Raw genomic sequence first — 23,100 nt, 5'->3', positions numbered from 1 at the left:
GGTCACCAGGATGCCCGGCACGACGCCGGCCAGGAAGAGGCGCGGGATCGAGGTCTCCGAGACCAGGCCGTAGATGATCATCAGGTTGCTGGGCGGGATGACGCTGCCCAGCGCCCCGGCGGAGGCGGCGATGGCGGCGGCGAAGGGCACGGAATAGCCCTCGCGGCGCATGGCCGGAATGGTCACCGAGCCGATGGCCGCCGTGGTCGCCGGTCCGGAACCCGACAGTGCGGCAAACAGCATGCAGGCGAAGACGGTGACGAGGCCCAGGCTGCCGCGGTAGGCGCCGACCAGATTGGTGGCGATCCCGATCAGCCGCTCGGCCATGCCGCCGACCTCCATCAGGCGCCCGGCCAGCACGAAGAGCGGAATGGTCAGCAGCGGAAAGGGCGTCAGGCTGGTGTAGCCGGTCTGCGCCATCAGGGTGTAGGGGATGTCGATCAGGAAGAGCGCAAGGATGGTGCTGATGCCCACCGCGGCAAAGAGCGGCAGGCCGATCAGGGTCAGCACCGTGAAGACGAGGGCGATGAGGACGAGATCGTTCATCGCTCAGGTCTCCGGCGTTTCGCGGTTGTGCTCCGGGCGCATGCCCGGAATGCCGCGCCGACCGCTGCGCCACCACCCCGCATAGAGCTGCAGCAGGCGGACGATCATCAGCGTGTAGCCGATGAAGACGATGGACTGCGGATAGAACTCGTTGATGCCCAGGCGCGGCGTTGTGGAGGTGAAGGTCCAGAGCACCTCCAGGTAATCGATGCTGATCTTCACCATGAAGATCGAGAAGCCGAGCCAGATGACGTCGGCGAGGATCACCACGCCGGTGGCCGCCTTCGTCGGCAGCAGCATCACCCCGGCCATGATGCGGATGTGGAAACGCTCGCGCACGCAGAGCACGGCACCCATGTAGACCGCCCAGACCATGGCGATGGCGGCGACCTCCTCCGACCATTGCAGGGCGGAGTTGAAGCCGTAGCGCATGATGACCTGCAGGAAGACGCAGACCGCGACGACGGCGAGGCCGAAGCAGGACAACGCCTCTTCGAAGTGCCGTTCGGCCTGTTGCAGTGCGCGCAGGATCATCCAGCCTGCCTCCGTTCCGTCACCCTGCGACGGGTGACGACGCTACCGTTGTAAAAAAGTCGGGCGGGAAAACCCGGAGGCGATCCCGCCCGGCAGTCGACAGGAATGAGGTCTGAAGAGGGCTAGTCCGCGGCGGCCTGGATCTCGTCGACCAGCGCCTTGAACGCGTCGCCGCGGTCGGCGGCGAACTGCTGCTGCACCTCCTGCGCGGCGGCGATGAAGGGTCCACGCTCCGGGCGCGTGATCGACATGCCGCCCTCGGTGGAAAGCCAGGTCCGGATTTCCTCGATCTCGGCGATCTTCACCTGGGTATGATACTCGCCGGCTTCCTTGGCGGCGCGCAGCACCGCCGCCTTCTGATCCTCGTCCAGCTTGTTCATGAAGCGGTTGGAGGCGAAGACCGGCGCAAAGCCGGCGAAGTGATCGAGAATGATCAGGTGCTTGGCAAACTCGAAGAACTTCATCTCGCGGATCACCGAGGTGCCGTTGTCGCCGCCGTCGATGGTGCCGGTCTGCAGCGCGGTGGGCGTTTCCGACCAGGCCAGCGGCACCGGCTCGGCACCGAAGGCCTCGAAGGTGGCCAGCATCACCTGGTTCTTCGGCACCCGCAGCTTCAGCCCGGCAAGATCCTCGATGGTGTTGACCGGGCGGCGGGAGTTGAACATGTCGCGGTAGCCGGGGCCGCCGAAGGTGAGCAGATGCACGCCGGTGTCGGCCTGAATCTTGTCGCGGATCTTCTGGCCCACCGGCCCGCCTGCGACCTTCAGGATGTGATCGGTGTTCTGGAAGATGTAGGGCAGCACGAAGACGTCCATCAGCGGCCAGTGCGGCGAGACGTTGTTCTGCGAAATGAAATAGCCGTCGACCGTGCCGAGTTGCAGGGCCTTGAAGGCGTCGTCCTCCGTGGAGATCTGGGCGCAGCAACGCAGCTTCACGTCGACCGTGCCGTTGGAGTACTTCTCTGCCAGCTCCTCGAACTTGGCGGCCAGAATGCCATAGTCGCTTTCAAGCGGCGTCGCCCAGCCCAGGTTCATCACCACCGCGTCGGCGGCCTCAGTCCGTTCGGCCAGCCCCAGACCCAAGGCGAAGACCGCCGCCGCTGCGAGCGCGGCGCCTCTCGTTCCCCAATTCATCTCTCTGCTCCCTGTTTTATGGGTTTGTCAGAAAAGCTTAGTCCCGCCGTAATGCGGTGTATAATAGCAAACATGCCTTGATTGATGCCGGAGTTGCATCATGCACATCGGTATGCGTCATATCAGATACTTCGCGGCGGTCGCCGAGGAGCTGCATTTCCGCCGCGCCGCGGAGCGCCTGAACGTCAGCCAGCCGGCGCTCAGCCGCGCCATCCGCCATATCGAGCAGGAGATCGGCGTCAGCCTGTTCGAGCGCAGCAACCGCCATGTCGCCCTGACCCGCGCCGGCGCCACTTTCCTGCGCGGCTGCTCCGCGGCGCTGGCCTATATGGACGGGGCCGTCGACCAGGCCCAGAAGACGGCGACGGGGGAGAAGGGTCATCTCGTGGTCGGCTACACCGACATCGCCATCGCCGGGCGGCTGCCGCAGATCCTGAAGTCCTTCCGCCAGCGCTATCCGGAAGTGACGCTGGAGCCGCGCCACGACTACACCCGCGCGCAGTTGAACGCCGTGGAGTCCGGCACCCTGGACGTCGGCTTCGTCACCGGCCCGGTGGCAGAGGAGGGGCTCGACTCCCTTGCCGTGCAGCACGATGGCTTCATCGTCGTGCTCTACGGCACGCACCCCCTGGCAAAGCAGCGGGAGATTGCGTTGGCCGATCTGGCCGGCGAGCCCTTCGTCCTGGGCACGACCGACAACTGGACTTACTACCACGACCACCTCTACAGGCTCTGCCGGGCCGCCGGCTTCGAGCCGCGGGTCGTGCAGTCGGCCTCCAACAGCGAGGGTATCTTCGGGCTGATCGCCTGCGAAATGGGAATCTCGGTTCAGGCCACCTCGATCGAGAACTGCCTGCGCAAGGGCCTGAAGACGCGCCCTCTAAAGGATTGCACGGCAACGGTGCCGACGGTTGCCGTCTGGAATCAGGACACCCTTTCGCCGGTCAAGCAGCGCTTCATCGATTTCCTGGCGGAAACCGCCGCGCTATAGGCCTGCAGGGCGTCGGCGTCGGCGTCGGCGACCGCGGCGGCGGAGGGCTTCCGGTTGAAAGGCTGTCACCCCCACCCCGACCCTCCCCCATCTGAAGGGGGAGGGGGGCCTTGTTGAGGCGGCCTGAGAACTCTCCTCCCCCCTTTGATGGGGGGAGGTTGGGAGGGGGGTGAGCCACACTCACGGTGTCCGATTGTCTTCCGCGCCGGCGCGTTCGAGACGCTTCAGCCGTTGTCGCGCAGCACCTGGCCGGCGAGGTAGAGGGAGCCGCAAATGAGGATGCGGCCGGGTGCCTCGGCGCTGCGGAGGATGGCCTGCAGGGCGTCGGCGACCGCGGCGGCGGGCGTGGCGTCGAGGCCGGCCCGGGTGGCGCGCGCGGCGGCGTCCTCGGCGCTGAGGCTGGCCTTCTCGCCGGGGATGGCGACGGCCTTGAGGTCCTTTGCGAGCGGGGCCAGGGGCCCTAGGAAACCCTCCGCCCCCTTGGTGTTCAGCATGCCGTAGATCAGGTGCAGCGGGCCGTCGTGCCAGGTCTTGAGCGTCTCGGCGAGCGCGGCGCCGGCATCCGGATTGTGGCCGCCGTCCAGCCAGAGCTCCCAGCCGGGCGGCAGGTCTTCGGCCAGGGGGCCGCGGGTCAGGCGCTGCAGGCGGCCCGGCCAGTCGGCTGACCTGACACCTCTATCGATGGCGTCGTCGCCCAGGTCGAAGCCCTCCAGCCGGCGCGCGCAGGCCACCGCGAGGGCGGCATTGGCGACCTGATGCGGACCCGGCAGGTTGGGTTGGGGGCAGCGACGAACGCCGTTCGCGTCTTCAAATTGGAAACCCTCCGGTCCCGGGGCGAAACGCCAGTCCTGGCCATGGCGGTGGAGAGGCGCGCCCACCCTTTCCGCCGCTGTCTCGATCACCGCCAGGGCCTCGTCCGGCTGCGGGCCGACGACGCAGGGCACGCCGGGCTTCAGGATACCCGCCTTTTCGCCGGCGATGGCCGCCAGGGTGTCGCCGAGATACTGCTGGTGATCCAGGCCGATGGGGGTGATGGCGGTGAGCAGCGGCTTGTCGAGAACGTTGGTCGCGTCCAGGCGCCCGCCGAGACCGGTTTCCAGGAGCAGGATGTCCGCGCCTTCTTTGCCCCCTGCGCCCTCTTTACCCTCTGCTTCTTCGGCGAAGGCGAGGAAGGCGGCGGCGGTGGTCACCTCGAAGAAGGTGATGGGCTCCGGCCCGTTGGCCTCCTCGCAGCGCTCCAGCAGCGCGATCAGCGCCGCCTCGTCGATCAGCCCCCCGGCCAGGCGGATGCGCTCGTGGAAGCGCACGAGATGGGGCGAGGTATAGGCCTGTACGCGCCGGCCGCCGGCCTCCAGCATGGCGCGCAGGAACGCCAGCAGAGAGCCCTTGCCGTTGGTGCCGGCGACATGGATCACCGGGGGAAGGCGCCGTTCGGGATGTCCCAGACGTTCCAGCAGCCGCTCCACCCGGCCGAGGGAGAGGTCGATGATCTTCGGGTGGAGGCGGGTCAGCCGCTCCAGCACCGCATCGCTGGTGGGTGTGCTCGGTGGTGGAGCGCCGCGGGCCGCGGCGGCTCCGTCAGGTCCGGACGTCACTGCCCTCTTCCGCCGGCACGGGCGGGATCTCCGGCTCCGGCTCGTCCTCCGGCGCGCCCTCGTCGCCCACCGGCAGGGTAACGACCTCGGCGCTGGGGGTTTTGTCGCGCAGCAGCCCCAGGATCCGCGCCAGGGTGTCGCGCATCTCCGCGCGGGTCACCACCATGTCCACCATGCCGTGGTCCAGCAGATACTCGGCCCGCTGAAAGCCGTCGGGCAGGGATTCGCGGATCGTCTCCTCGATCACCCGCTGGCCGGCGAAGCCGATGATGGCGCCGGGTTCGGCCAGGGCCACGTCGCCCAGCATGGCGAAGGAGGCGGAAACGCCGCCGGTGGTGGGATCGGTCAGCACGACGACGTATGGCAGCCCCGCTTCCTTGACGATCTCCACCGCCGCCACGGAGCGCGGCATCTGCATGAGGGAGAGAATGCCCTCCTGCATGCGCGCGCCGCCGGAGGCGGGAATGACGATCAGCGCGGCCTCCTGCAGCGCCGCCAGCCGCGCGGCGGCCAGCAGCCCTTCGCCCACGGCAATCCCCATGGAGCCGCCCATGAAGGCGAAGTTGAAGACGGCGATGACGGTGGGGTGGCCGCCCAGCGTGCCGTGGGCGACGATGATCGCCTCGTCGCCGTCGTTCTTGGTCTGGGCCTCGCGCAGGCGGTCGGTATAGCGCTTGCGGTCGCGGAAGCGCAGCGGGTCCAGCGGCACTTCCGGCAGCTCGATGGTCTTGAACGCGCCCTCGTCGAACAGCATCTCCAGGCGCCGGCGGGCGGAAATGCGCATGTGATAGCCGCAGTGCGGGCAGACCCGAAGGTTCGACTCCAGCTCGCGATGAAAGATCATCTGGCTGCAGCTCGGGCACTTTTCCCAGAGGTTCTCCGGCACGTCCGGCTTGGTCACCAGGGCGCGGATCTTCGGCCTGACGTAGTTGGTGATCCAGTTCATGAGGCGATACCTCCGGGGTTAGACTGTTAGGCCGCGCGGTTGCCGCGCACGCCGTCGGCCAGGGACTCGACGAAGGCCAGCACCTTGGCGACCAGCCCGGGCCTGGCCTTGCCGTCCGCGTCCAGCTCCGCCTTGATGGCGTCGACGATGGCCGAGCCGACGACGGCGGCATCGGCGGCCTGGGAAATCGCGGCGGCGGCTTCCGGCGTGCGGATGCCGAAGCCGACGGCGATCGGCAGTTCGGTGTGGCGGCGCAGACGCGCCACCGCTTCGCGCACATGGTCCACCGGCACCGCCTTGGTTCCGGTGATCCCCATGATCGAGACATAGTAGACGAAGCCGCTGGTGTTGCGCAGCACTGTCGGCAGGCGCGCGTCGTCGGTGGTGGGGGTCGCGAGGCGCACCCAGTGGATACCGGCTTTCAGCGCCGGCAGGCAGAGCTCCTCGTCTTCCTCCGGCGGCAGGTCGACCATGATCAGGCCGTCGACGCCCGCATCCTTCGCGTCGGTGACGAAGCGCTCGACGCCGTAGCTGTAGATGGGGTTGTAGTAGCCCATCAGGATGATCGGCGTGTCGGCATCGCCGGCGCGAAAGGCGCGCACGGTCTCCAGCGTCTTCGCCAGGGTCATGCCGGCCTTCAGGGCCCGCAGGCTGGAGGCCTGGATCGGCGGCCCCTCGGCCATGGGGTCGGAAAACGGCATGCCGAGCTCGATCAGGTCGGCACCGGCGCCGGGCAGGCCCTTCACCAGTTCCAGCGCCGTCTCCGGGTCCGGATCGCCGGCGGTGACGAAGGTGACCAGGGCGCCGCGGCCCTCGGCCTTCAGGGCGGCGAAGCGCCGCTCGATTCTGCTCTCTCCGCTCACAGCTTCACACCCCTCAAAGCTTCACGCCGAGGGCTTCGGCCACCGTGAAGACGTCCTTGTCGCCCCGCCCGCACATGTTCATGACCAGCAGGGCATCGCGGTCCATCTCCGGCGCCAGCTTGCGCACATGGGCCAGCGCATGGGCCGGCTCCAGCGCCGGGATGATGCCTTCAACGCGGGAACAGAGCTGGAAGGCCTCCAGCGCCTCGGCATCGGTGGCGGAGACGTATTCGGCGCGGCCGATGTCGTTGAGCCAGGAATGCTCCGGCCCGATGCCCGGATAGTCGAGCCCGGCGGAGATCGAATGGGCGTCGATGATCTGGCCGTCGTCGTCCTGCAGCAGGTAGGTGCGGTTGCCGTGCAGCACGCCGGGGCGCCCGCCGGTCAGCGAGGCGGCATGCTCGCCGGTCGGGATGCCGCGCCCGGCCGCTTCGACGCCGACGATGCGCACCTCCTTGTCGTCGAGGAAGGGGTGGAACAGCCCCATGGCGTTGGAGCCGCCGCCGATACAGGCGACCAGGGCGTCGGGCAGGCGGCCCTCGGCCTCGTTCATCTGCTCGCGCACCTCGCGCCCGATGACCGACTGGAAGTCGCGGACCATGGCCGGATAGGGATGCGGGCCGGCCACCGTGCCGATGATGTAGAAGGTGTTCTCGACGTTGGCGACCCAGTCGCGCAGGGCGTCGTTCATGGCGTCCTTCAGCGTCCCGGTGCCGCTGGTCACCGGCTTCACCTCGGCGCCCAAGAGCTTCATGCGGAAGACGTTGGGGGCCTGCCGCTCGATGTCGGTGGCGCCCATGTAGACCACGCAGGGCAGGTTGAAGAGGGCGCAGAAGGTGGCGGTTGCGACGCCGTGCTGGCCGGCCCCGGTCTCCGCGATGATGCGGGTCTTGCCCATGCGCCGGGCCAGCAGAATCTGCCCCAGCACGTTGTTGGCCTTGTGGGAGCCGGTGTGGTTCAGCTCGTCGCGCTTGAAGTAGAGCTTCGCCCCTTTGTCCGGGGCGGCCTCCTTGCGCAGCTCTTCGGTCAGGCGCTCGGCGAAGTAGAGCGGGCTCGGCCGGCCGACGTAGTGCTTCGCGTAGTAGTCGTACTCGCTCTGGAAGCTCGGGTCCTGGCGGGCGGCGGTGTAGGCGCGCTCGACGTCCAGGATCAGCGGCATCAGCGTCTCGGCGACGAAGCGGCCGCCGAAAAGCCCGAAATGGCCGGCCTCGTCCGGGCCGGCGCGGAAAGTGTTCGGCGTTCCCATGGGGGACGTTCTGTCCTTGTTCGCAGCGTTTCTTATTGATGAAGGGCGGAGATTGCCCCAAACGCGCCGCTGCCGCAATGCCCGCGCGCGCGCCGTTTCCGGCGGATTGCCGCCCCTGGCCGGACCCTGGGCGGCCCCCGGGCGGTGCCGCGTGGTCCGCTAGAGCGCTTTCGCTGCGGTCAGAAAGACCCTGATTTTTTCAGGGTTTTTCTGACCGGGCGCATCCTCGACGCCGGAGGCCACGTCGAGCGCCGGTGCGGCGGTGGTGGCGACCGCCTCGGCCATGTTCTCCACCGTCAGGCCGCCGGCCAGCATCCAGGGCAGCGGCCAGGTCCGGCCCTTCAGGATCGACCAGTCGAAGGCCAGCGCATTGCCGCCGGGCAGGGCCTCCTTCATCTCCGCCGGCGGCTTGGCGTCGAACAGCAGGCGGTCGGCCACGGCGAGGTAGGGTTCGGCGGCCTCCAGGTCGCCGGCCTGGCGCAGCTTCACCACCTTCATCACCGGCAGCCCGAAGCGCGCCTTCACCGCGGCCGTCCGTTCCGGCGTCTCGGACCCGTGAAGCTGCAGCAGGTCCAGCGGCGCGGCCGCGAGGATGGCTGCGATGGTCTCGTCAGCGGCATCGACCAACAGGCCGGTCTTGATGACCCCCTTGGGCACGCGGGCAGCCAGCGCCGCCGCATCCTCCGGCGTCACCGCGCGCGGGCTCGGCGGATAGAAGTTCAGCCCGATGAAGGCCGCGCCGGCCTCCACCGCCGCGTCCATCGCCTTCGGCGTCGAGATACCGCAGATCTTTACGTCAACGCTCATCTTCACTTCGGTCGCTTGGCTCCTGGGCGCCGGATTAGGGCGGCTTGGAGCGGCCAAGTCAATGGGGTGAGCTTGGTGAAACCTAGACTTGGTGTTTTGGGGTCCGCCCAGTGAGACGGCGATATGCCTCCGTGGCAACGACCGCGAGAAGGGCTGCAAGAGCAAGCCATAGGACGGCCGTCATGAGGCCTGTCAGTGCACGCTCGGCGACGTGGGTTCCTTGGGTGGCTATCGCGGTGCTGTTTGAGCCGTCGAAGTGTCCACGCGATATGGCAAAGACAACCAGAAAACCGACAAGAATCAGAACCGGGAATCCGGCCAGCACATAGGCCGCAAGCAGGCGTACCCCGTTGCCGGCAGTTGCTTTCCATGTGCCCCATACGCTCAGATCTTCATCGAATGCGGCTGCGGGGAGAATCTGGCTCAATCTACCAATGACATAGAGCCAGACGAGCATTGTCGCTGGAAGCAGAATGTACCCTTGGAGCTGAATCGAGAGAGACTGTGGTGCGCCCGTCCGCGCTGTTTCCAGAACCTGGAACAGCATCGGAAAGGCGAATAGGTAAGCCGGAAGCCAGATGAGCAGAAAGGCAAGGGCGGCAAAGGCAATGAAAGCGGGGCTTCTTGTCCCGAACAGTGGCTGCGGAAAGAGAGTTCCCGGCGACTCGTGAACGCGAAACCATATCAGTCCAAAGAGAATGTAGGGCAGCGCTTCGACCATTGGCCAAACGCTGGCGAAACCTTGCAACTGAGGACCTAACGAAAGCCGGACAAGCCAGAGTGCTATAACGACGGCAAGAGCAGGAGCCATAGTAAGGAGAAGGCGCCCGAGGTCTGCGGCGACAACTCCATAGGCCGTGCCCACGATCCGAGTAACTGGAAGCTTCACCCTGCAGCCTCGCTCACATCCAGTTCAATCGGCAAAGCGCGTCTGCAAAACAAACTCCAGCGGGCGGCACCTTCATGGGATCGCGGTGCTAAGGACAAGAGACGTCCTCCCTGTTTTCATTAGCAAATGCTCTTGTCTTGATACGTGGGTTCTGACAGGCGCGTTGCAAGTGTCCCCGCGGACAGAACAGCGGTGAACCGAGGCGCAATAGAGATGGTATCGTCGGCATCCACCGGCGGGCCGAACCTCGTGATGCCTTGGGGTATCCTGGCGCCCAGACTGCGGCGTCTTCCAGCGTCGAGATACCGCAGACTTGCACGCCGACGCTCAATCTTAAATCCAGTTGCTTGGCTCCTGGGCGCCGGATTAGGGCGGCTTGGAGCGGCCAAGTCAATGGGTAGGGTTAATCGAAGACTCCAAGGTTTTTTTGGCGTTCGGTTTTTGTCACGGCGGCAATGAAGGCGAGGCCCAGTGCTAGGTTGAGGAAGGATCCGATAGTCGCCGGCATATGGATCAATTCCCTAAGGAGCCAGTCTTCTATCGCGGCGCTGCCGTAGCGCAGATGGACGAAGGCTGTGTCGGAGATCACTGTCAGGTACGCGAATGGCCAGTAGAAGATGGCGAAGAGAATTCCGATTGCCCGATAGGTCAGCAACCAGCCCAGGCCATTACGCAGGATGTGCTGCCAAGTGGGGCGCGTTAACGCTTGGCCGCCAAGAGCGGTCGTGACAAGGGTCGGGCCCAATCGGCCAAGGACGAATGCTTCGAGACCAAGTCCGACTATCAATCCGTATGCCCAAATGGGAAGCAGACCGAACCCGGGGGCATCCACTGAGGCAAATGCGAATTCATAGGAAACGTAAACAGAGTTCAAGAAGGTGACTATCGGATAAATGCACAGCAACGGACTCAGGCAGAGGACTCTTCGAAACGCTTGGCTCCGGACGATGGTCCGAAAGTCGCACGCAGATCCGATGGTCACGAACTGGATCCAGGCAATCACAAACATCGATACTGGGACGAGAAAAAGGATTAGGTCGATCGTTGCTTTTAGTCCGCCGATGTTCAGCATTACGGCAAATTCATACCCGATCCACCGCGAGAGCAACGTGAAAATGTGTGGATAGAGAACTGCAGTGACTGCACCGATGGTCACCATCAGCGCGAAAGGAACGGCGGCGAGCCAAGCCAAGTACGGCAGATTGCTAAGGACGACCACGAAGGCGTTCTTCAGAGGCAACCAAAAGGACCGGATGGTAGTTGTCGCATCGTTTGTGCGGTCGTCGTCACTCACTCAAACCGCTCCAGGATGTCGTCGCGCGGGCCGCTCCAGCCGGTGATCCTGCGAAAGGCGATGGCGAGGAACTCGGCGAAGACGGCGGTCCCGAAAAGCAGCGTGAACAGAGCAGCGGTTTGGCCCACAGTGGGAATCAGTGTGACGTCCCGCAGTCGATCCACGGGATAGCCCAGGATCACGGTGATGGTTGCCCTGATGCTGCCAACCCCGAGCACTGCGAAGACGCTGACGATGAGCAGCGCCAGCACCAAGACGAAAACAGCGAAGAAGAGGCGGGAGCCCTGACCTTCGCTGAGGTGCCAGGCCGCACGGGGCGAAGCGGACAGTCCGGCTGTGAAAGCAGGCACCGCCAGGAAAAGACGGCCCGTGACGTAGAGCCCAAGCAGGGTGAGGCTGAGAAAAGCCAGAAAGACCAAACCGGCGCTATCGGTCTGCCCGGCCGCATCCAGTCTCGCGAACCCGGTGAGTCCGTTTGCGCCCCCGGCGGCCAGAAGCGGTGCAGCGACGAACCACAAAAAGCAGAGAAAGCAGTAGGCCAGGGCTCGCCCGTAGCTCGGTACCCAGGGCGCTTTGAGAAGAAGGCCGGCATTCCCGCCAAGCATCGAGTGACGCAACCAGGCAAGGCCCAGGTAGGCGCAGGGCAGGCTGAGCAGGCTCAGCAACAGGATCTCAGCGCCGAAAGCCAGGGACGGCGTCATCTGGTAGGCCCAGAGCAAAACCAGACTGGCGAGCACCGGCACAAGCGCCAGCTTCGTCAGGACAAGCGGTCGGCTGAGGACACTCTTGAAAGCCCTTGCCACTCCGGAAAAAACGGGCACGTCCTGTGGATGTAGCGGGTTCGGATCTGTCGCGCTCACTCGAACCGCTCCAGGATCTCCTGCTGGTTGCGGGTCCAGCCGGTCAGGCTTTGCAGAGCGTGGACGAAGGCGGCGGAGGACACACCGTAGAGGAGGTAGGTCAGAGTCTGCTCCGCCGCCAGGCCGATCCAGAAGGGCACGCCGCTGGCCACTTCGGCCAGGAGACCGGGCAGGGCGTCGGGAAAGAAGATCTGCGTCAGGACAATGCCGATCGCCGCTGCGCCGAGGATCGGGGCAGCGGTCAGCGCGAAGACGATGAGCAGCCGCCATCCGTTCCCCCTGGTCTGACGCCAGGATGTTTGCAGCCGCCCGGGCTCGTCGATGGAGATCCAGAGGAAGGCAAAGGCGAAGCGGATGTTCAGGTAGAACGCAAAGACCAGCAGGAGGACGGCAATGATGATCTGCCCGGTCGATCCCAGCCCCTGTTCAGGCAGCTCGATGACGAAAAGCGCAGGGAAGGACAAGGCACCCAGAAACCAGGCGTAGCCCAGGTATGGGGCCAGCCGCCGGCCAGGACGGGGCAGCAGGCGCGGCCGGGCTTCCGGCGTCCCGAGCAGCAGGTGCCGGTACCAGGCCACCTGAAAGACCGCTGCGATCATGATGTCCAGCAGACTGTGCAGCATGGTGAGGCTGCGCCGCTCCGGCGCATCGGCCATCACCGCTGCGACCAGAAGCGACAGGGCGAGAGGCAGCGCCGCCGCCGTCAGGAAGGCCCGGAAGTTGCGCGCGGTTTCGCCAAAGCCGGCCCGCACGGTCGGCCAGATCGCAAGCTTGGGCGGCGGCGAAAGGGCGCTGTCGGCCGCAGTCATTCAAAGCGCCCGACGAAGGCTTCCTGTACTTCGCTTTCATGCATGTAGCTGCGCAGGAAAAAGCTGGCGCCCAGCGCCATGGCGGCAAGTGCGACAACGGCAGAGGGAAGCTGCAGCAGGCGCCAGGTCAGCACAAACTCGAACGACGGCCAGACGCGTGCTCTGTAGACCGTTTCAAGCGTCCGCGGATCCAGATAGATACTGTCGACGTGGCCCTGCAAGACCGTCATGGCGTAGACCGGCAGCCAGAACAGCAGCGCCCAAAGCGTGACGAGCCTCAGGGCCTGTCCCTTGGTCAAGCGCAAAGCCGCCGTGAGGCGCAACGGCTCACCCGCCGCCGCGGCTGCAAACAGTGGCGCCAGGCGCCCGACGATGAGGACTTCGAGAAGCACGGCAAACACCACAGTGACAAGACCAAGCACCAAGTAGAACAGCTGCCACCATTCAAGTGTTTCGGTCAGGCCCATGTCGCTCGGTAAGATCAGGTCGGTGAAGCCGTACAGCTTTGCGTAGTGAGTCAGCGTCACCACCGCAAAGGTGGTCAGCGTGCTGATCATCAGCAGTGGTGCAAGTGCGACGACGTGCGGGTCGCGCCGCGACCAGAACTGAATCGGCCGGACGTCCCGCTGCTTTCTGGCAGCGATGAGGAACTGGATCCAGTGACTGCAGAAGACCATGACTGCGATGAGAAGCAGAGCCTGCTCGATGATCAGGTCCAGGCGTCCCCTTTGCATCGGTGCGACGAGATAGACGGGATGCACCTGGGCTGCAGCCCGCAGCAGCATCGGATAGAGCGCAATGTTGAGGACCGGCAGCAGGAGGTAGAGCAGCAGCGGAAAGGCCGCGATCCTGGCGAACGGCCAGAGGTTCGCGAACAGCGTCGCGTAGGCTTCGGCCATGGTGGGGCCGAGAGGGATCTTCCGGTGAACCAAAGAGGCTACATCCGCTACTCAAATCGCTGTAGGACGTTGCGGTCGGGGGCGGGAACCCAGCCGGTGGTGCTGCGGAAGGCGAAAGCCAGCAGCGCGAAGAGGGCCGCCTGATGCAGGAAGATCGTGCCGTGATAGAACAGGAAGGCGATGAGCTGCCAACCTGCGCTGTCGGACCAGCTCGGGCTGTAGAACCACAGCAACCAGGGCCCCAGCACCGCGATCACGGCGATCAGGAAGAGGCGCCCGGCCAGCGGCTGGGTGTGGCGCCAGGACTCGGCAAAGCCGTAGTGCTCGTCCACCGCCACCGCCGGCAGCACGAAGGAGAGGCGCAGCTGGATGTAGAACAGCGGCAGGTAGACCGTCCAGTAGACTAGGTCGTCCGAAAGCAGACCGGTACCTTCCCCGTCCTCGAAGGGGGCGTTGAAGGAGTCTGCCGGCGGTCCGCCCTCGGGTCCCGCTTCGATGGCGCCGAGGCCGCCTGCCTCCAGCCAGAACTGCAGGAAGATCAGCGGCAGGGTGATGAGGGAGATCAGGAAGTTGAACTTCAGGAAGGTCCAGTGGCGCTCGCCGAAGTTGGAGAACACGGTCAGCGGCTCGGCCGCCGGCCCCAGCAGCAGAAGGCGCAGCCAGGGCACGCCCAGCATGGTGGTGGGGACGGCCAGGAAGAGATACCAGAGCACGTAGGCGCTGGGAGACTGTATCTGGGTGCTGGCGATCACGAGAAAGATGATCGACAGGGCAACCGGCAGGGAAAGGCACCACAGCAGGGGCCCGGCGTGTCGGTACAGCGCGCTGTAGACCTCGGCGACCGTCGCCGCAAAGGGCAGCGGCCCGGTGGCTTCCTGCGGCGGCTCGCTGCTGATCATTCAAAACGCTCCGGACTGCCGCTGTTCGTTCCCTGGCCGGCACCGGCCAGACGACAAGCAACCAGACGGCAATTGACCAGCGAGAAGACGGTGATACCCAAGCTCATGACTCCAAACTGCACCATCGCAAAAACAGAGGCTATCACAGCGCCCGCATCTCGGAGCAAAGGCAATTCGCAGGGGCTGTTCCGTCGCCGCAAAGATCACTCGAAGCGTTCCAGGATGTCCTCGCGCGCCGCGCCCCAGCCGCTGAGCCGGGAAAAGGCGTAGGCATAGGCGCCGGTGAGGAGCCCGAAACCGAGATAGGCGAGGACGGTGCTCACGAGCACGCCGGGAAGGGCGGCAAGCACGATGTCCCCCAGGCCGGCGGCGGTGGCCTGTTCGATCAGTACCGCTTCCGAGACGCCGGTGCCGATATGGATCTGCTGGCCGGTGATCGCCGAGGCGACACCGCCGATCACGGCAAGCAGGATGCAGAGAACACCGAAAATGGCGAAGAGCTTCAGCGCCTGGCCCCCGCGGGCTGCCCGCCAGGCATTGCCCAGGCCCCAGTGGTGACCGACGGCAATGGCCGGAAAGATCAGGCTGAGGCGCGCGGCGACGTAGAGCAGAAGCAGGCCGGCCAGCAATGCGACCGCGAAGATCCAGTTGCCTGCCTGCAACGTTCCTCCCGCGAAGCTTCTTGGGTTCCCCACATAGACGAGGCCAACGACGACGGCAGCTATGATGGCCGCCAGAAGGCTGACAAGGATGATCATCAGAATGCTGTAGCCGAAGTAGCGCCAGCCGCGGCCATCCAGGAGGGGACGCGGCAGCAGCCGAGGCTCTTCATGCAGCAGCAGCGCGCGATTGAGGGCCACGCCCAGGACCGCATAAGGCAGCAGTTCGACGACCGTGAAGGCCAGATCGAGCAGTGGGACCGTCAGGATGGCCGGAACCGATACCACTGCCAGAACGACCGATGCGGCAAAGGGCAGCAGCGCCGCCCTGGCGAAGCGGCTGAAGCCGGCGAACACGCAGGCGAAGGCAGCGGCCAGCGCGGCGCCGATACGGATTTCCCGGCGCTCGGCCGCCGGCTCTTCGTTGGTCATGGAGCGGCCCTCTCCCCGTTCCGGTCTCCCCAACCGGAACGATAGCAGGCGGCGCCTCATTCGACCAAGACAAAGCCTGGGGCAGGCTGCTGTCGTGAGGTGAAAGGGCGGAGCCTTGGCGCGGGGGCGCTCAGTCGAAGCGTTTCAGCACTTCCTCGCTCGCTTCGCTCCAACCGCTGAACTGGGCATAAACCTTGGCGACCGCGGCGGCGACAAGGGCGAAAGCGATGTATTGGACCGCTAAGGAGAAGATCATGGTCGGTCCGAAGAAAAGCATCATGGCGCCGACGTTCAACGACCCGTCCTGGCCGGTCAGGCCGCCGCCGGGCTGCCCTACATCGAGCGTCGAGACGAACAGGCCGGTGAGGAAGCTGCCGAAGAGCATGACCGCGGCGATGACCGGAAGCACGATCAGGATCATGGCTGCGAAGAACCGCAGACTGTTGCCGTGGGTCATGCGCCAGGATCCGGCAAGGCTCAGCCGCTGATCGACGCTGACCGCGGGAAACACCAGGGCCAGGCGCAGCGAGATATAGAGCAGCAGCAGATAAAGCAGGAAACTTGTCGGCACGAGCCAGAGCACCTGCGCTGTCAGAGCCAACGGATCCAGATCCGCCACGGCTTCTCCGGCGAGCAAGGCGATGCCGAAGCTTGCGGCGAAGAGCAGCAGGAACGGCACGATGAACAACAGCATGTGGACCAGCAGGTAGCCGAAGTAGGCCCAGGTCCGCCTGCCGAACAGGGGCCTCGGTATTGCCCCGCTGCGCCGCCCCATCAAGACGATGCGGCCCCAGGCGATCCCGAAGATGACGAGGGGCAGAAGGCCGAGAAGCTGAACCCCGACGTCCACAGCGAAGTGGATGTTCTCCAGGGCGAGCGCGAGGATGGCGATCGCGATGCCGAGAACAAAGGGCAGCGCCGCCGCCTTGCAAAGCGGCCAGAAGCCTCCGAACACAGCGCCATAGGCGCCGCTGACGGTTGCCGCGATGCCCAGCCTGGGCCGCGGCGGCTGAGTTTCCTGCAGGGTCAAGTCTCGGATCCTTGAGGCGCTAAATCAATCAAAGGATAAATCATAGAAATCTTATTCTATCAAAAGATGAGCGGGGCAAGAGAAAGATTGGCGCTGACAGGTCTTGGCACTCGAGTCTTAGCACCCGAGCGGGCACCCGATCGAACGTCGGGCGGGCTCATCGTGGTGTCGTGCCGGGTTCAATCGTTGCGGGCCGTCATCCCCCTCTGCCGCGATGGGTTGCGGCAGAGATGGGTCGCGGCAGAGATGGGTCGCGGCAGAGATGGCGACGGTTCAGAACGTCTCGTCGTTTTCCCTGCCGGCGGGGGGCTGCGTGCTTGGCAGGTTGCCGGTCGTGCCGGGCACCCAGCCGGTGCAGGTGCGAAAGGCGAAGCTGAGCAGGGTGAAGACCACTGCGAAAGCGAGGAAGTTGGCGACCGCCTGGATCAGGTTGAACACGATGACACCCAGGATCGAGGGCGGCTCGCTCGGGCTTACGGCAGCAGCCGGTCCCTCTGTGGGCAACTCCTCCCCCGGCATCGGCACCGTCGGCATCAGATCCGCGATGGACAGCCCGAAGAACAGCTGCAGAAGAACGAGGGAGATGGCGATCTGCGCGACGGTGAGCGGCAGCGCGACTGCGGCGAGGGCGGCGCTCAGCCGTAGCCCCTGGCCGGCGGTGTGCTGCCAGGAGAGGCCGAGCCCGTAGGTCTCCCCGGCCGCTGCGGCCGGCAGAACGAAGCCCAGGCGCGCAAGGGTGTAGATCATGCCGGCAAACATCACCAGCAACACCAGGACGACGCCTGGGCCAACCTGTCCCGCGGGTCCCATCAGGCCGAAGACCGCAGCAAGGACGGAGCCGATAAACGTCAGCGGAACCGCCATCAGCATCATGGTGAGCGCAAGAAAGGCGCTGTAGCCGAAAAAGCGCCAGTGGATCTCGCCCCAGGAGAGACTCTTGGCCGGCAGGGCCTCGGGTCCGAAGAGGATGATCCGGCACCAGTTCACCCCGAAGTGACAGGTGGCGGCGAAGCTCACCAGGATCAGGAAGAAACTGACGCCACCGCCGGCAGGCAAAATCAGCGAAATGATCCAGGCTCCGATCAACAGAGCCACGGCACCCTTGGCGGCTTGCGCGACCAGGGCCAGACGGCCGAAGACGGCGGCGAAACTGGCCACGATCGTGGCCGCGATCGGAACCTCGGCGACCGGTCCGGACGGGGGGGATTGCTGTGCCACCATCCGCTACCCGGCCTGCGCCTTTTCGGCAGGGCCGGCCGGGACGGCGCTCCGGCTGCCTTGTCCGGCATCTGCGGCCAACTCTTCGACAATGCGCTGGGCCGCGGCGCGCGGGTCGTCGGCGGCATTGATCGGACGGCCGATGACGATGTGATCGGCGCCGGCGGCGATGGCCTCCGCAGGCGTCATCACCCGCTTCTGATCGCCGCTGGCCGCCCAGCTCGGCCGGATGCCGGGGACGACCAGCAGAAAGCCCGGCCCGCAAGCTTCGCGCAGCGCCGCGATCTCCTGCGGTGCACAAACCACGCCGTCCAGGCCGCTGTCCTGCGTAAGGCGGGCCAGCCGCAGCACCTGGTCCGCGGCGGGACCGCGCTGCCCGACCTCCTCCAGATCGGCGGCGTCGAGGCTGGTCAGCACGGTGACGCCGATCACCTTCGGCCGTTCGACGCCCAGATCCTCGGCGGTTTCCCGCGCGGCCTGTGCGGCGGCCTGCATCATGGCCCGCCCGCCGGAGGCATGAACGTTCAAGATGGCCGGGCGCAGGTGCACTGCTGCCCGGACTGCACCGGCGACGGTGTTCGGGATGTCGTGAAACTTCAGATCCAGGAACAGCGGTGCTCCGCCGGCGGCCAGGCGGACCCCGTCGGGTCCCTGGGCGGTGAACAACTCCTTGCCGATCTTGACGCCCCCGACGATGCCCAGCACGGCCTTCGACAGCGCGGCCGCGCGTTCGATATCAGGCGTGTCCAGAGCGGCGAAGATACGATCCTGCGGGGCGATCGTGCCGTCTTGTGATGGTGTGGTCATAAGCTCTACCTAGCAGAGCCGCGCGCGCTCGGCCAGAGGCAGTGAGGGGCCTTTGCGATGACTCCTGCCGCCGCCGGCATCAGTCCTCTTCAAGGCGGCCGCCGCGCCCCTCGGCCCAGTCCCGGAAAGCCTCGAAAGGGCGCTCGCCGGTCGCGGTCTTCGCCAGTTCCTCGCCCATGAGGGCGCCGAACTTGAACATATGGCCGCTGCAGCCGCCGATTACCGTGACGCCGCCGTTGCGTTCGGCAACGAAGCGCTCGTCGGGGGAGACGCCGTAGGGACAGACGCGCCCGCGCAGGATCGCGTAGTCGTCGAAGTCCTTCAGCACATCGCGAAAGGCGGCGGCGACTGCAGCCGCTTCGTTCCTGCCCAGGGACTCCAGATTGTCCGGGTCGCCCGGTCGGCGGTGGGTGCCGGTGCCGAACTTCAGTTCGCTTCCCTCCGCCGGCGGTGCGGCGTAGATGTCGGCGGCATTGGAAAGATGAACCATCGCCGGGGCGGCGGCCCAGGCCTCCGCATGGTGCTCCGGCGGTTCCAGATAGGCGACGACCTGACGGTGCGGCACGGCGCGGCGGGCCAGCTCCGGGAACAGCTTGGCGGTCCAGGCGCCGGCGGCGACGACGATAGCTTCGGCGCTCTCGCGGCTGCCGTCGTCCAGGCTCACGCAGCCGGCGGCGGGGTCGACGCTGACGATCCGGGTCTCTTCGCGCAGGCTGACGCCCCGGTGGCGCAGATAGAGGACCAGAGATTCGACGATACGGGCTGCGAACAGCAGACCGCCGCGGCGATTGAACAGGCCCCAGGCATGCTGCGGTACGGTCAGGAAGGGATAGCGCGCATGGATGTCGCCGGCATCGAAGGTTTCATAGTCGAGCCCCAGCGCATCGAGGGTGACGCGGGAGAGATCGGTCCAGTCGTTTTCCTCCGTTGAGACCGCCAGGCTGCCGATCTCCGCATAGGGGGTCTCGCCGAGATCGTCCCACAGGCGGTCCCAGGCCTCCAGCGCGTCGACCACCATGGCGCAGTAACCCTGCTGATCGGCATAGGGGAGGCGGATCAGACGATGCTGGTCGTAAGAGGCGCCGCCCTCGTGCGGCAGCGATCCCTGTTCGAAGAGTACGGGATCATGACCCTGGCGCACGAGGGCCCAGGCGGTTGCCAGGCCGACAATGCCGCCGCCGACGACCAGCACCTTCATAGCAGTACCTTCATGGTATGGCCCTCATGGCATGGTATGGCCCTCATGGTATGGCCTTTATGGGCTCCGCCTCCGCATGACCGGTCCCCCTCCCGGGAGCATGCCTGCCCGGAGGGTGGCCCGGCCAGCGGGAAATGCGATCAGCCCCGCTCGTGCACCAACTGCGCGGCTGCCAGATCTTCGATCGCGGTACCGACCGACTTGAAAGCCGTAATCTGATCGTAGAAGCGCCGGCCGCTGCGCTCGCCGCGGGTCAGTTCGAACAGATCGCCGGCGATGTCCTCTTCGCTCAGCGCCCCCGCCTCAATCGCGAGCAGGATGTCGCCGGCTTCGCTGAGTGCGCCGGCGCGGGTATCGACGAAGACCCTTGCCCGTTCCATAACCCGGTCGTCGCTCTCGCGCATGTCCGGGCGGAAGGCACCGACCAGATCCAGGTGCTGGCCGGGCTGCAGCCAGTCGCCGTGGATGAGCGGGTCGTGGCTCAAGGTGGCGCAGGAGATCACGTGGGCACCGCGGGCCGCCGCTTCCAGATCGTCGGTCGCCTCCACCCGGAAATCCCGGCGGGTGAGCCGCCGGGCCAGCTTCTCGGCCCTGTCCGGATTGCGCCCCCAGATCAGCACGTTGCAGATCGGCCGCACAGCGGCGTGGGCCATGATCAACTGCGGCGCCATGGCACCGGTGCCCACCATCAGGAGCCGTTCGCTGTCCGGCCGCGAGAGATACTTTGCGGCCAGAGCCGATGCGGCGGCGGTCCGCTTGACCGTCAGCGTCGGTCCGTCCACCAGCGCCAGCGGGGAGCCGGTCTTGCCGTCCAGCAGGACGTAGATGCCCATGACCGCCGGCAGGCTGCGGGCGCCGTTGTCGGGAAAGATGGTGACCATCTTGACGCCGACGTGGCGGTCCACCTGCCAGGCGGGCATCAGCAGCAGCGTGCCGGTGCTGGCGCCGGTGACCTCGACGTCGTGGTGATGGCGGACCGGGACCTTGATGTCGCGCCGGAAGGCCTGCCGCAGCCGTTCGATCAGGCTCGGATAGTCCAGTGCCGCTTCCACCTCCGCCGAGGAGATGATCCGCATTACGGGCTTCCGGCTGCCGCGGGAAGCCTTGGGATCTGGTCGGCGGCGGGGGATGATGAGGGGGCCGCCGGGGCGGGCGACGGCAGGCCGGTTGCGCCTGGCGCGGCGTGGGCGGCGGCGCTGCGCTTCAGGTTTGTCAGCTCGCGCTCCAGTACGGCGGCGCGCTGCTGGGCCTGGCGGGCGCGGGCGCGGGCCGCGCCGAATCGCAGCCACATCAGAAAAGCGCCGACGACGAAACCGAACAGGAGGCAGGCCAGGACGACGAGAGAGAAAGGCAGGGCCTGCTGGATTTCAAACGGCCAGAAGTCGATCACCACCGGGTCGCGGTTGGCCACGGTGAAGACGATGAACACCGGGGTCAGCAACAAGGTCATGAACCAGAAGATGTACCGCACGGCAGTGCCACCCAACCTGTTGGACGCTCAACACCGGCAGTCTAGAGCATGTTCCGGCGCTTCGCGAGACTGTCTTAGACAGGCGAGAGTTGCGGACGGGCGGATGCGCTCGCGGCGATGCTACACCGGCGCGGGCCTGATGACGGCGTCCGAGGACGCCATTACCGAAACCGTTTCAGCCCTCGCGCCCGTTCAGGCGCTCGCGCAGCTGCTTTCCGGTCTTGAAGAACGGCACGTGTTTCTCCGAGACGTTGACCGCAGCGCCGGTGCGCGGGTTACGCCCGATGCGCGCCTCCCGCTTCTTCACCGAAAAGGCGCCAAAGCCTCTGAGCTCGACCCGGTCCCCCCGGGAAAGCGCTTCGGATATCTCGTCGAAAATCGTCGTAACAATACGTTCCACATCACGATGATAGAGATGCGGATTCAAATCAGCGATATGCTGGATCAATTCCGATTTCGTCATAACGACACGTTTCCCCTCCCGACCGCGGCAATGGTCGGGTGTCCCCTGCCCGTTTGCCTCCCGCAGCTCGCCGATCCGCGCCGCTGTTCTCTCAAGGCTATTGCGCCTTGTTGTACTCTGGCATCCCTGCCAACCAGACTGCGGCGACGGAACCCGCGCTGCCCTTGAGCGCTGCCTTCCGGCGGTTTTCATCTCAAGTACCCAAAACGTTGCCAGAGGACGCGCACGGCGTCAAGGTAAGTCTTTCAGAACAAAGGTTTTTTTGCTGCGCTCCTTGGTCCTTCCCGCGGAGACCGCGGCCTTCCAAAGAAAATGCGGCCCGCCGGGGATCGGCGGGCCGCAAGACAGGTCTTACGAAATGGCTTACTGAGGCGGGTGTCCCGCTGGCGGCTCAGCCGTCCTTCTTTTCTTCGCCTTCGGCCTTGGCACGGGCCTCCGAGATGGCGGCGCCCAGGATGTCGCCCAGGCTGGCGCCCGACTCGGTGGAACCGTACTCGGCCACAGCCTCTTTTTCCTCGGCGATCTCACGCTGCTTGATCGACAGGGCGATCTTGCGCGTCTTGGGATCGATGGCGGTGATCCGCGCGTCGACCTTCTCGCCGATGGCAAAGCGGCTGGGCTGCTGCTCGCTGCGGTCACGCGACAGCTCGGCCTTGCGGATGAAGCCGATGGCGCCGTCGCCGATCTGCACCTCGATACCGTTGTCGACGACCTGGTGCACCGTGCAGGTGACCACGTCGCCCTTCTTCAGGTTCTCGGTGGAACCGGCGAAGGGATCGTCGCCGAGCTGCTTGATGCCCAGGCTGACGCGCTCCTTCTCCACATCGACGTCCAGCACCTTCACCTTGACGCTGTCGCCCTTGCTGTACTGCTTGACCGCTTCCTCGCCGGAGAGATTCCAGTCGAGATCGGAGAGGTGGACCATGCCGTCGATCTCGCCAGGCAGGCCGACGAAGAGACCGAACTCGGTGATGTTCTTGATCTCGCCTTCCAGCTCGCTGCCCGAAGCGTGGCTTTCCAGGAAAGCCTCCCAGGGGTTCGAACCGCATTGCTTCAGGCCAAGGCTGATGCGGCGCTTCTGCTCGTCGACGTCGAGGATCATGACCTCGACCTCCTGAGAGGTGGAGACGATCTTGCCCGGGTGGACGTTCTTCTTGGTCCAGCTCATCTCGGAGACGTGGACCAGACCCTCGATGCCCGCTTCGAGCTCCACGAAAGCGCCGTAGTCGGTGATGTTGGTGACCCGGCCCATGAACTTGGTGCCCACCGGGTACTTGGCGGCAACGCCTTCCCAGGGATCGGCCTCAAGCTGCTTCATGCCCAGGCTGATGCGCTGGGTTTCGGAGTTGAAGCGGATAACCTGCACGTTGACCTGCTGGCCGATGGACAGCACCTCGGTCGGGTGGTTGATGCGCTTCCAGGAGATGTCGGTGACGTGCAGCAGGCCGTCGACGCCGCCGAGATCGACGAAGGCGCCGTAGTCGGTGATGTTCTTCACCACACCCTGGAGG

Annotated in this window: 24 protein-coding genes; 1 reads left to right on the top strand and 23 read right to left on the bottom strand. The window is 65.7% G+C overall.

What is annotated here, in order from left to right:
• The 3 genes from Q0982_RS19800 to Q0982_RS19790 all read right to left on the bottom strand — a co-directional run.
• On the bottom strand, positions 1-546 hold a 546-nt coding region (locus Q0982_RS19800; RefSeq protein ID WP_299398833.1), incomplete at its 3' end, for a TRAP transporter large permease subunit.
• A 3-nt stretch (positions 547-549) separates the two neighbouring features.
• Positions 550-1,080, bottom strand: a complete 531-nt coding sequence (locus Q0982_RS19795) for a TRAP transporter small permease (RefSeq protein WP_299398830.1) — start codon at positions 1,078-1,080, stop codon at positions 550-552.
• A 122-nt stretch (positions 1,081-1,202) separates the two neighbouring features.
• On the bottom strand, positions 1,203-2,213 hold the full coding sequence (locus Q0982_RS19790; protein ID WP_299398828.1) for a TRAP transporter substrate-binding protein: 1,011 nt from the start codon (positions 2,211-2,213) through the stop codon (positions 1,203-1,205).
• A gap of 100 nt (positions 2,214-2,313) precedes the next feature.
• On the opposite strand from Q0982_RS19790, the gene Q0982_RS19785 reads away from it, so the two are divergent.
• Positions 2,314-3,204 carry a LysR family transcriptional regulator gene (locus Q0982_RS19785; protein ID WP_299398826.1) on the top strand — a complete coding sequence of 297 codons (891 nt, stop codon included), beginning with the start codon at positions 2,314-2,316 and terminating at the stop codon, positions 3,202-3,204.
• Positions 3,205-3,428: 224 nt separating this feature from the next.
• On the opposite strand, the gene Q0982_RS19780 is transcribed toward Q0982_RS19785, so the two are convergent.
• The 20 genes from Q0982_RS19780 to Q0982_RS19685 form a co-directional block, all read right to left on the bottom strand.
• Positions 3,429-4,799, bottom strand: coding sequence for a folylpolyglutamate synthase/dihydrofolate synthase family protein (locus Q0982_RS19780; protein ID WP_299398824.1), 1,371 nt, complete (start codon positions 4,797-4,799; stop codon positions 3,429-3,431).
• Positions 4,783-5,745: an acetyl-CoA carboxylase, carboxyltransferase subunit beta gene (gene accD / locus Q0982_RS19775; RefSeq protein WP_299398821.1), complete on the bottom strand. Its 963-nt coding sequence runs from the start codon at positions 5,743-5,745 to the stop codon at positions 4,783-4,785. The genes Q0982_RS19780 and accD overlap by 17 nt, the downstream gene beginning before the upstream one ends.
• A gap of 26 nt (positions 5,746-5,771) precedes the next feature.
• Positions 5,772-6,608, bottom strand: a complete 837-nt coding sequence (gene trpA, locus Q0982_RS19770; RefSeq protein WP_299398818.1) for a tryptophan synthase subunit alpha — start codon at positions 6,606-6,608, stop codon at positions 5,772-5,774.
• A gap of 13 nt (positions 6,609-6,621) precedes the next feature.
• Complete coding sequence (gene trpB / locus Q0982_RS19765; RefSeq protein WP_299398817.1) at positions 6,622-7,854, bottom strand: tryptophan synthase subunit beta; 1,233 nt, start codon at positions 7,852-7,854, stop codon at positions 6,622-6,624.
• Positions 7,855-8,013: 159 nt separating this feature from the next.
• A complete protein-coding gene (locus tag Q0982_RS19760; RefSeq protein WP_299398814.1) occupies positions 8,014-8,661 on the bottom strand; it encodes a phosphoribosylanthranilate isomerase in 648 nt (215 codons plus the stop codon).
• A gap of 82 nt (positions 8,662-8,743) precedes the next feature.
• Entirely contained in the window at positions 8,744-9,382 is a 639-nt protein-coding gene (locus tag Q0982_RS19755) for a hypothetical protein (protein ID WP_299398811.1), read from the bottom strand.
• Positions 9,383-9,953: 571 nt separating this feature from the next.
• Complete coding sequence (locus Q0982_RS19750; protein ID WP_299398809.1) at positions 9,954-10,844, bottom strand: hypothetical protein; 891 nt, start codon at positions 10,842-10,844, stop codon at positions 9,954-9,956.
• The gene (locus Q0982_RS19745; RefSeq protein WP_299398807.1) at positions 10,841-11,704 is read right to left on the bottom strand and encodes a hypothetical protein; all 864 of its coding nucleotides are present in this window, start codon (positions 11,702-11,704) and stop codon (positions 10,841-10,843) included. Before Q0982_RS19745 ends, Q0982_RS19750 begins: the two co-directional genes overlap by 4 nt.
• Positions 11,701-12,513, bottom strand: coding sequence for a hypothetical protein (locus Q0982_RS19740; protein WP_299398804.1), 813 nt, complete (start codon positions 12,511-12,513; stop codon positions 11,701-11,703). The genes Q0982_RS19745 and Q0982_RS19740 overlap by 4 nt, the downstream gene beginning before the upstream one ends.
• Positions 12,510-13,445: a hypothetical protein gene (locus tag Q0982_RS19735; protein WP_299398801.1), complete on the bottom strand. Its 936-nt coding sequence runs from the start codon at positions 13,443-13,445 to the stop codon at positions 12,510-12,512. Before Q0982_RS19735 ends, Q0982_RS19740 begins: the two co-directional genes overlap by 4 nt.
• A 14-nt stretch (positions 13,446-13,459) precedes the next feature.
• Positions 13,460-14,311 (bottom strand): hypothetical protein, encoded by an 852-nt coding sequence (locus tag Q0982_RS19730; RefSeq protein ID WP_299398798.1) that lies wholly within the window; start codon positions 14,309-14,311, stop codon positions 13,460-13,462.
• A gap of 203 nt (positions 14,312-14,514) precedes the next feature.
• Entirely contained in the window at positions 14,515-15,402 is an 888-nt protein-coding gene (locus Q0982_RS19725) for a hypothetical protein (protein ID WP_299398794.1), read from the bottom strand.
• Positions 15,403-15,532: 130 nt separating this feature from the next.
• Complete coding sequence (locus Q0982_RS19720) at positions 15,533-16,432, bottom strand: hypothetical protein (protein WP_299398791.1); 900 nt, start codon at positions 16,430-16,432, stop codon at positions 15,533-15,535.
• 273 nt (positions 16,433-16,705) lie between these two features.
• Positions 16,706-17,653: a hypothetical protein gene (locus Q0982_RS19715; RefSeq protein WP_299398788.1), complete on the bottom strand. Its 948-nt coding sequence runs from the start codon at positions 17,651-17,653 to the stop codon at positions 16,706-16,708.
• Positions 17,654-17,656: 3 nt separating this feature from the next.
• A complete protein-coding gene (gene pyrF, locus Q0982_RS19710; RefSeq protein ID WP_299398785.1) occupies positions 17,657-18,457 on the bottom strand; it encodes an orotidine-5'-phosphate decarboxylase in 801 nt (266 codons plus the stop codon).
• 79 nt (positions 18,458-18,536) lie between these two features.
• On the bottom strand, positions 18,537-19,655 hold the full coding sequence (locus Q0982_RS19705; RefSeq protein ID WP_299398782.1) for an FAD-binding oxidoreductase: 1,119 nt from the start codon (positions 19,653-19,655) through the stop codon (positions 18,537-18,539).
• Between the two features lie 140 nt (positions 19,656-19,795).
• Entirely contained in the window at positions 19,796-20,731 is a 936-nt protein-coding gene (locus tag Q0982_RS19700) for an ornithine cyclodeaminase family protein (RefSeq protein ID WP_299398779.1), read from the bottom strand.
• Positions 20,731-21,126: a LapA family protein gene (locus Q0982_RS19695; RefSeq protein ID WP_299398777.1), complete on the bottom strand. Its 396-nt coding sequence runs from the start codon at positions 21,124-21,126 to the stop codon at positions 20,731-20,733. The genes Q0982_RS19700 and Q0982_RS19695 overlap by 1 nt, the downstream gene beginning before the upstream one ends.
• A gap of 175 nt (positions 21,127-21,301) precedes the next feature.
• Positions 21,302-21,781 carry an integration host factor subunit beta gene (ihfB, locus tag Q0982_RS23865; protein ID WP_367575453.1) on the bottom strand — a complete coding sequence of 160 codons (480 nt, stop codon included), beginning with the start codon at positions 21,779-21,781 and terminating at the stop codon, positions 21,302-21,304.
• A gap of 199 nt (positions 21,782-21,980) precedes the next feature.
• Positions 21,981-23,100 (bottom strand): 30S ribosomal protein S1 (locus Q0982_RS19685; RefSeq protein WP_299398773.1); only part of this gene is annotated, 1,120 nt, incomplete at its 5' end.

It is taken from the genome of Pelagibius sp., from assembly GCF_028281305.1.
Lineage (GTDB): Bacteria > Pseudomonadota > Alphaproteobacteria > Kiloniellales > Kiloniellaceae > Pelagibius.
The sequence above is the reverse complement of the archived record's forward strand: the minus strand, read 5'-3'. Positions and strand labels throughout refer to the sequence as shown.

Excerpts from the sequence above, each read along its gene's own strand:
- Q0982_RS19785 (WP_299398826.1), top strand. The coding sequence starts at position 2,314 with ATGCACATCGGTATGCGTCATATCAGATACTTCGCGGCGGTCGCCGAG.
- Q0982_RS19700 (WP_299398779.1), bottom strand. The coding sequence starts at position 20,731 with ATGCGGATCATCTCCTCGGCGGAGGTGGAAGCGGCACTGGACTATCCG.
- Q0982_RS19755 (WP_299398811.1), bottom strand. The coding sequence starts at position 9,382 with ATGGTCGAAGCGCTGCCCTACATTCTCTTTGGACTGATATGGTTTCGC.
- Q0982_RS19790 (WP_299398828.1), bottom strand. The coding sequence starts at position 2,213 with ATGAATTGGGGAACGAGAGGCGCCGCGCTCGCAGCGGCGGCGGTCTTC.
- accD (WP_299398821.1), bottom strand. The coding sequence starts at position 5,745 with ATGAACTGGATCACCAACTACGTCAGGCCGAAGATCCGCGCCCTGGTG.
- Q0982_RS19740 (WP_299398804.1), bottom strand. The coding sequence starts at position 12,513 with ATGACTGCGGCCGACAGCGCCCTTTCGCCGCCGCCCAAGCTTGCGATC.
- Q0982_RS19760 (WP_299398814.1), bottom strand. The coding sequence starts at position 8,661 with ATGAGCGTTGACGTAAAGATCTGCGGTATCTCGACGCCGAAGGCGATG.
- pyrF (WP_299398785.1), bottom strand. The coding sequence starts at position 18,457 with ATGACCACACCATCACAAGACGGCACGATCGCCCCGCAGGATCGTATC.
- Q0982_RS19725 (WP_299398794.1), bottom strand. The coding sequence starts at position 15,402 with ATGACCAACGAAGAGCCGGCGGCCGAGCGCCGGGAAATCCGTATCGGC.
- ihfB (WP_367575453.1), bottom strand. The coding sequence starts at position 21,781 with ATGAAAACCGCCGGAAGGCAGCGCTCAAGGGCAGCGCGGGTTCCGTCG.
- Q0982_RS19715 (WP_299398788.1), bottom strand. The coding sequence starts at position 17,653 with ATGGTGGCACAGCAATCCCCCCCGTCCGGACCGGTCGCCGAGGTTCCG.
- Q0982_RS19795 (WP_299398830.1), bottom strand. The coding sequence starts at position 1,080 with ATGATCCTGCGCGCACTGCAACAGGCCGAACGGCACTTCGAAGAGGCG.
- Q0982_RS19705 (WP_299398782.1), bottom strand. The coding sequence starts at position 19,655 with ATGAAGGTGCTGGTCGTCGGCGGCGGCATTGTCGGCCTGGCAACCGCC.
- Q0982_RS19730 (WP_299398798.1), bottom strand. The coding sequence starts at position 14,311 with ATGATCAGCAGCGAGCCGCCGCAGGAAGCCACCGGGCCGCTGCCCTTT.
- trpB (WP_299398817.1), bottom strand. The coding sequence starts at position 7,854 with ATGGGAACGCCGAACACTTTCCGCGCCGGCCCGGACGAGGCCGGCCAT.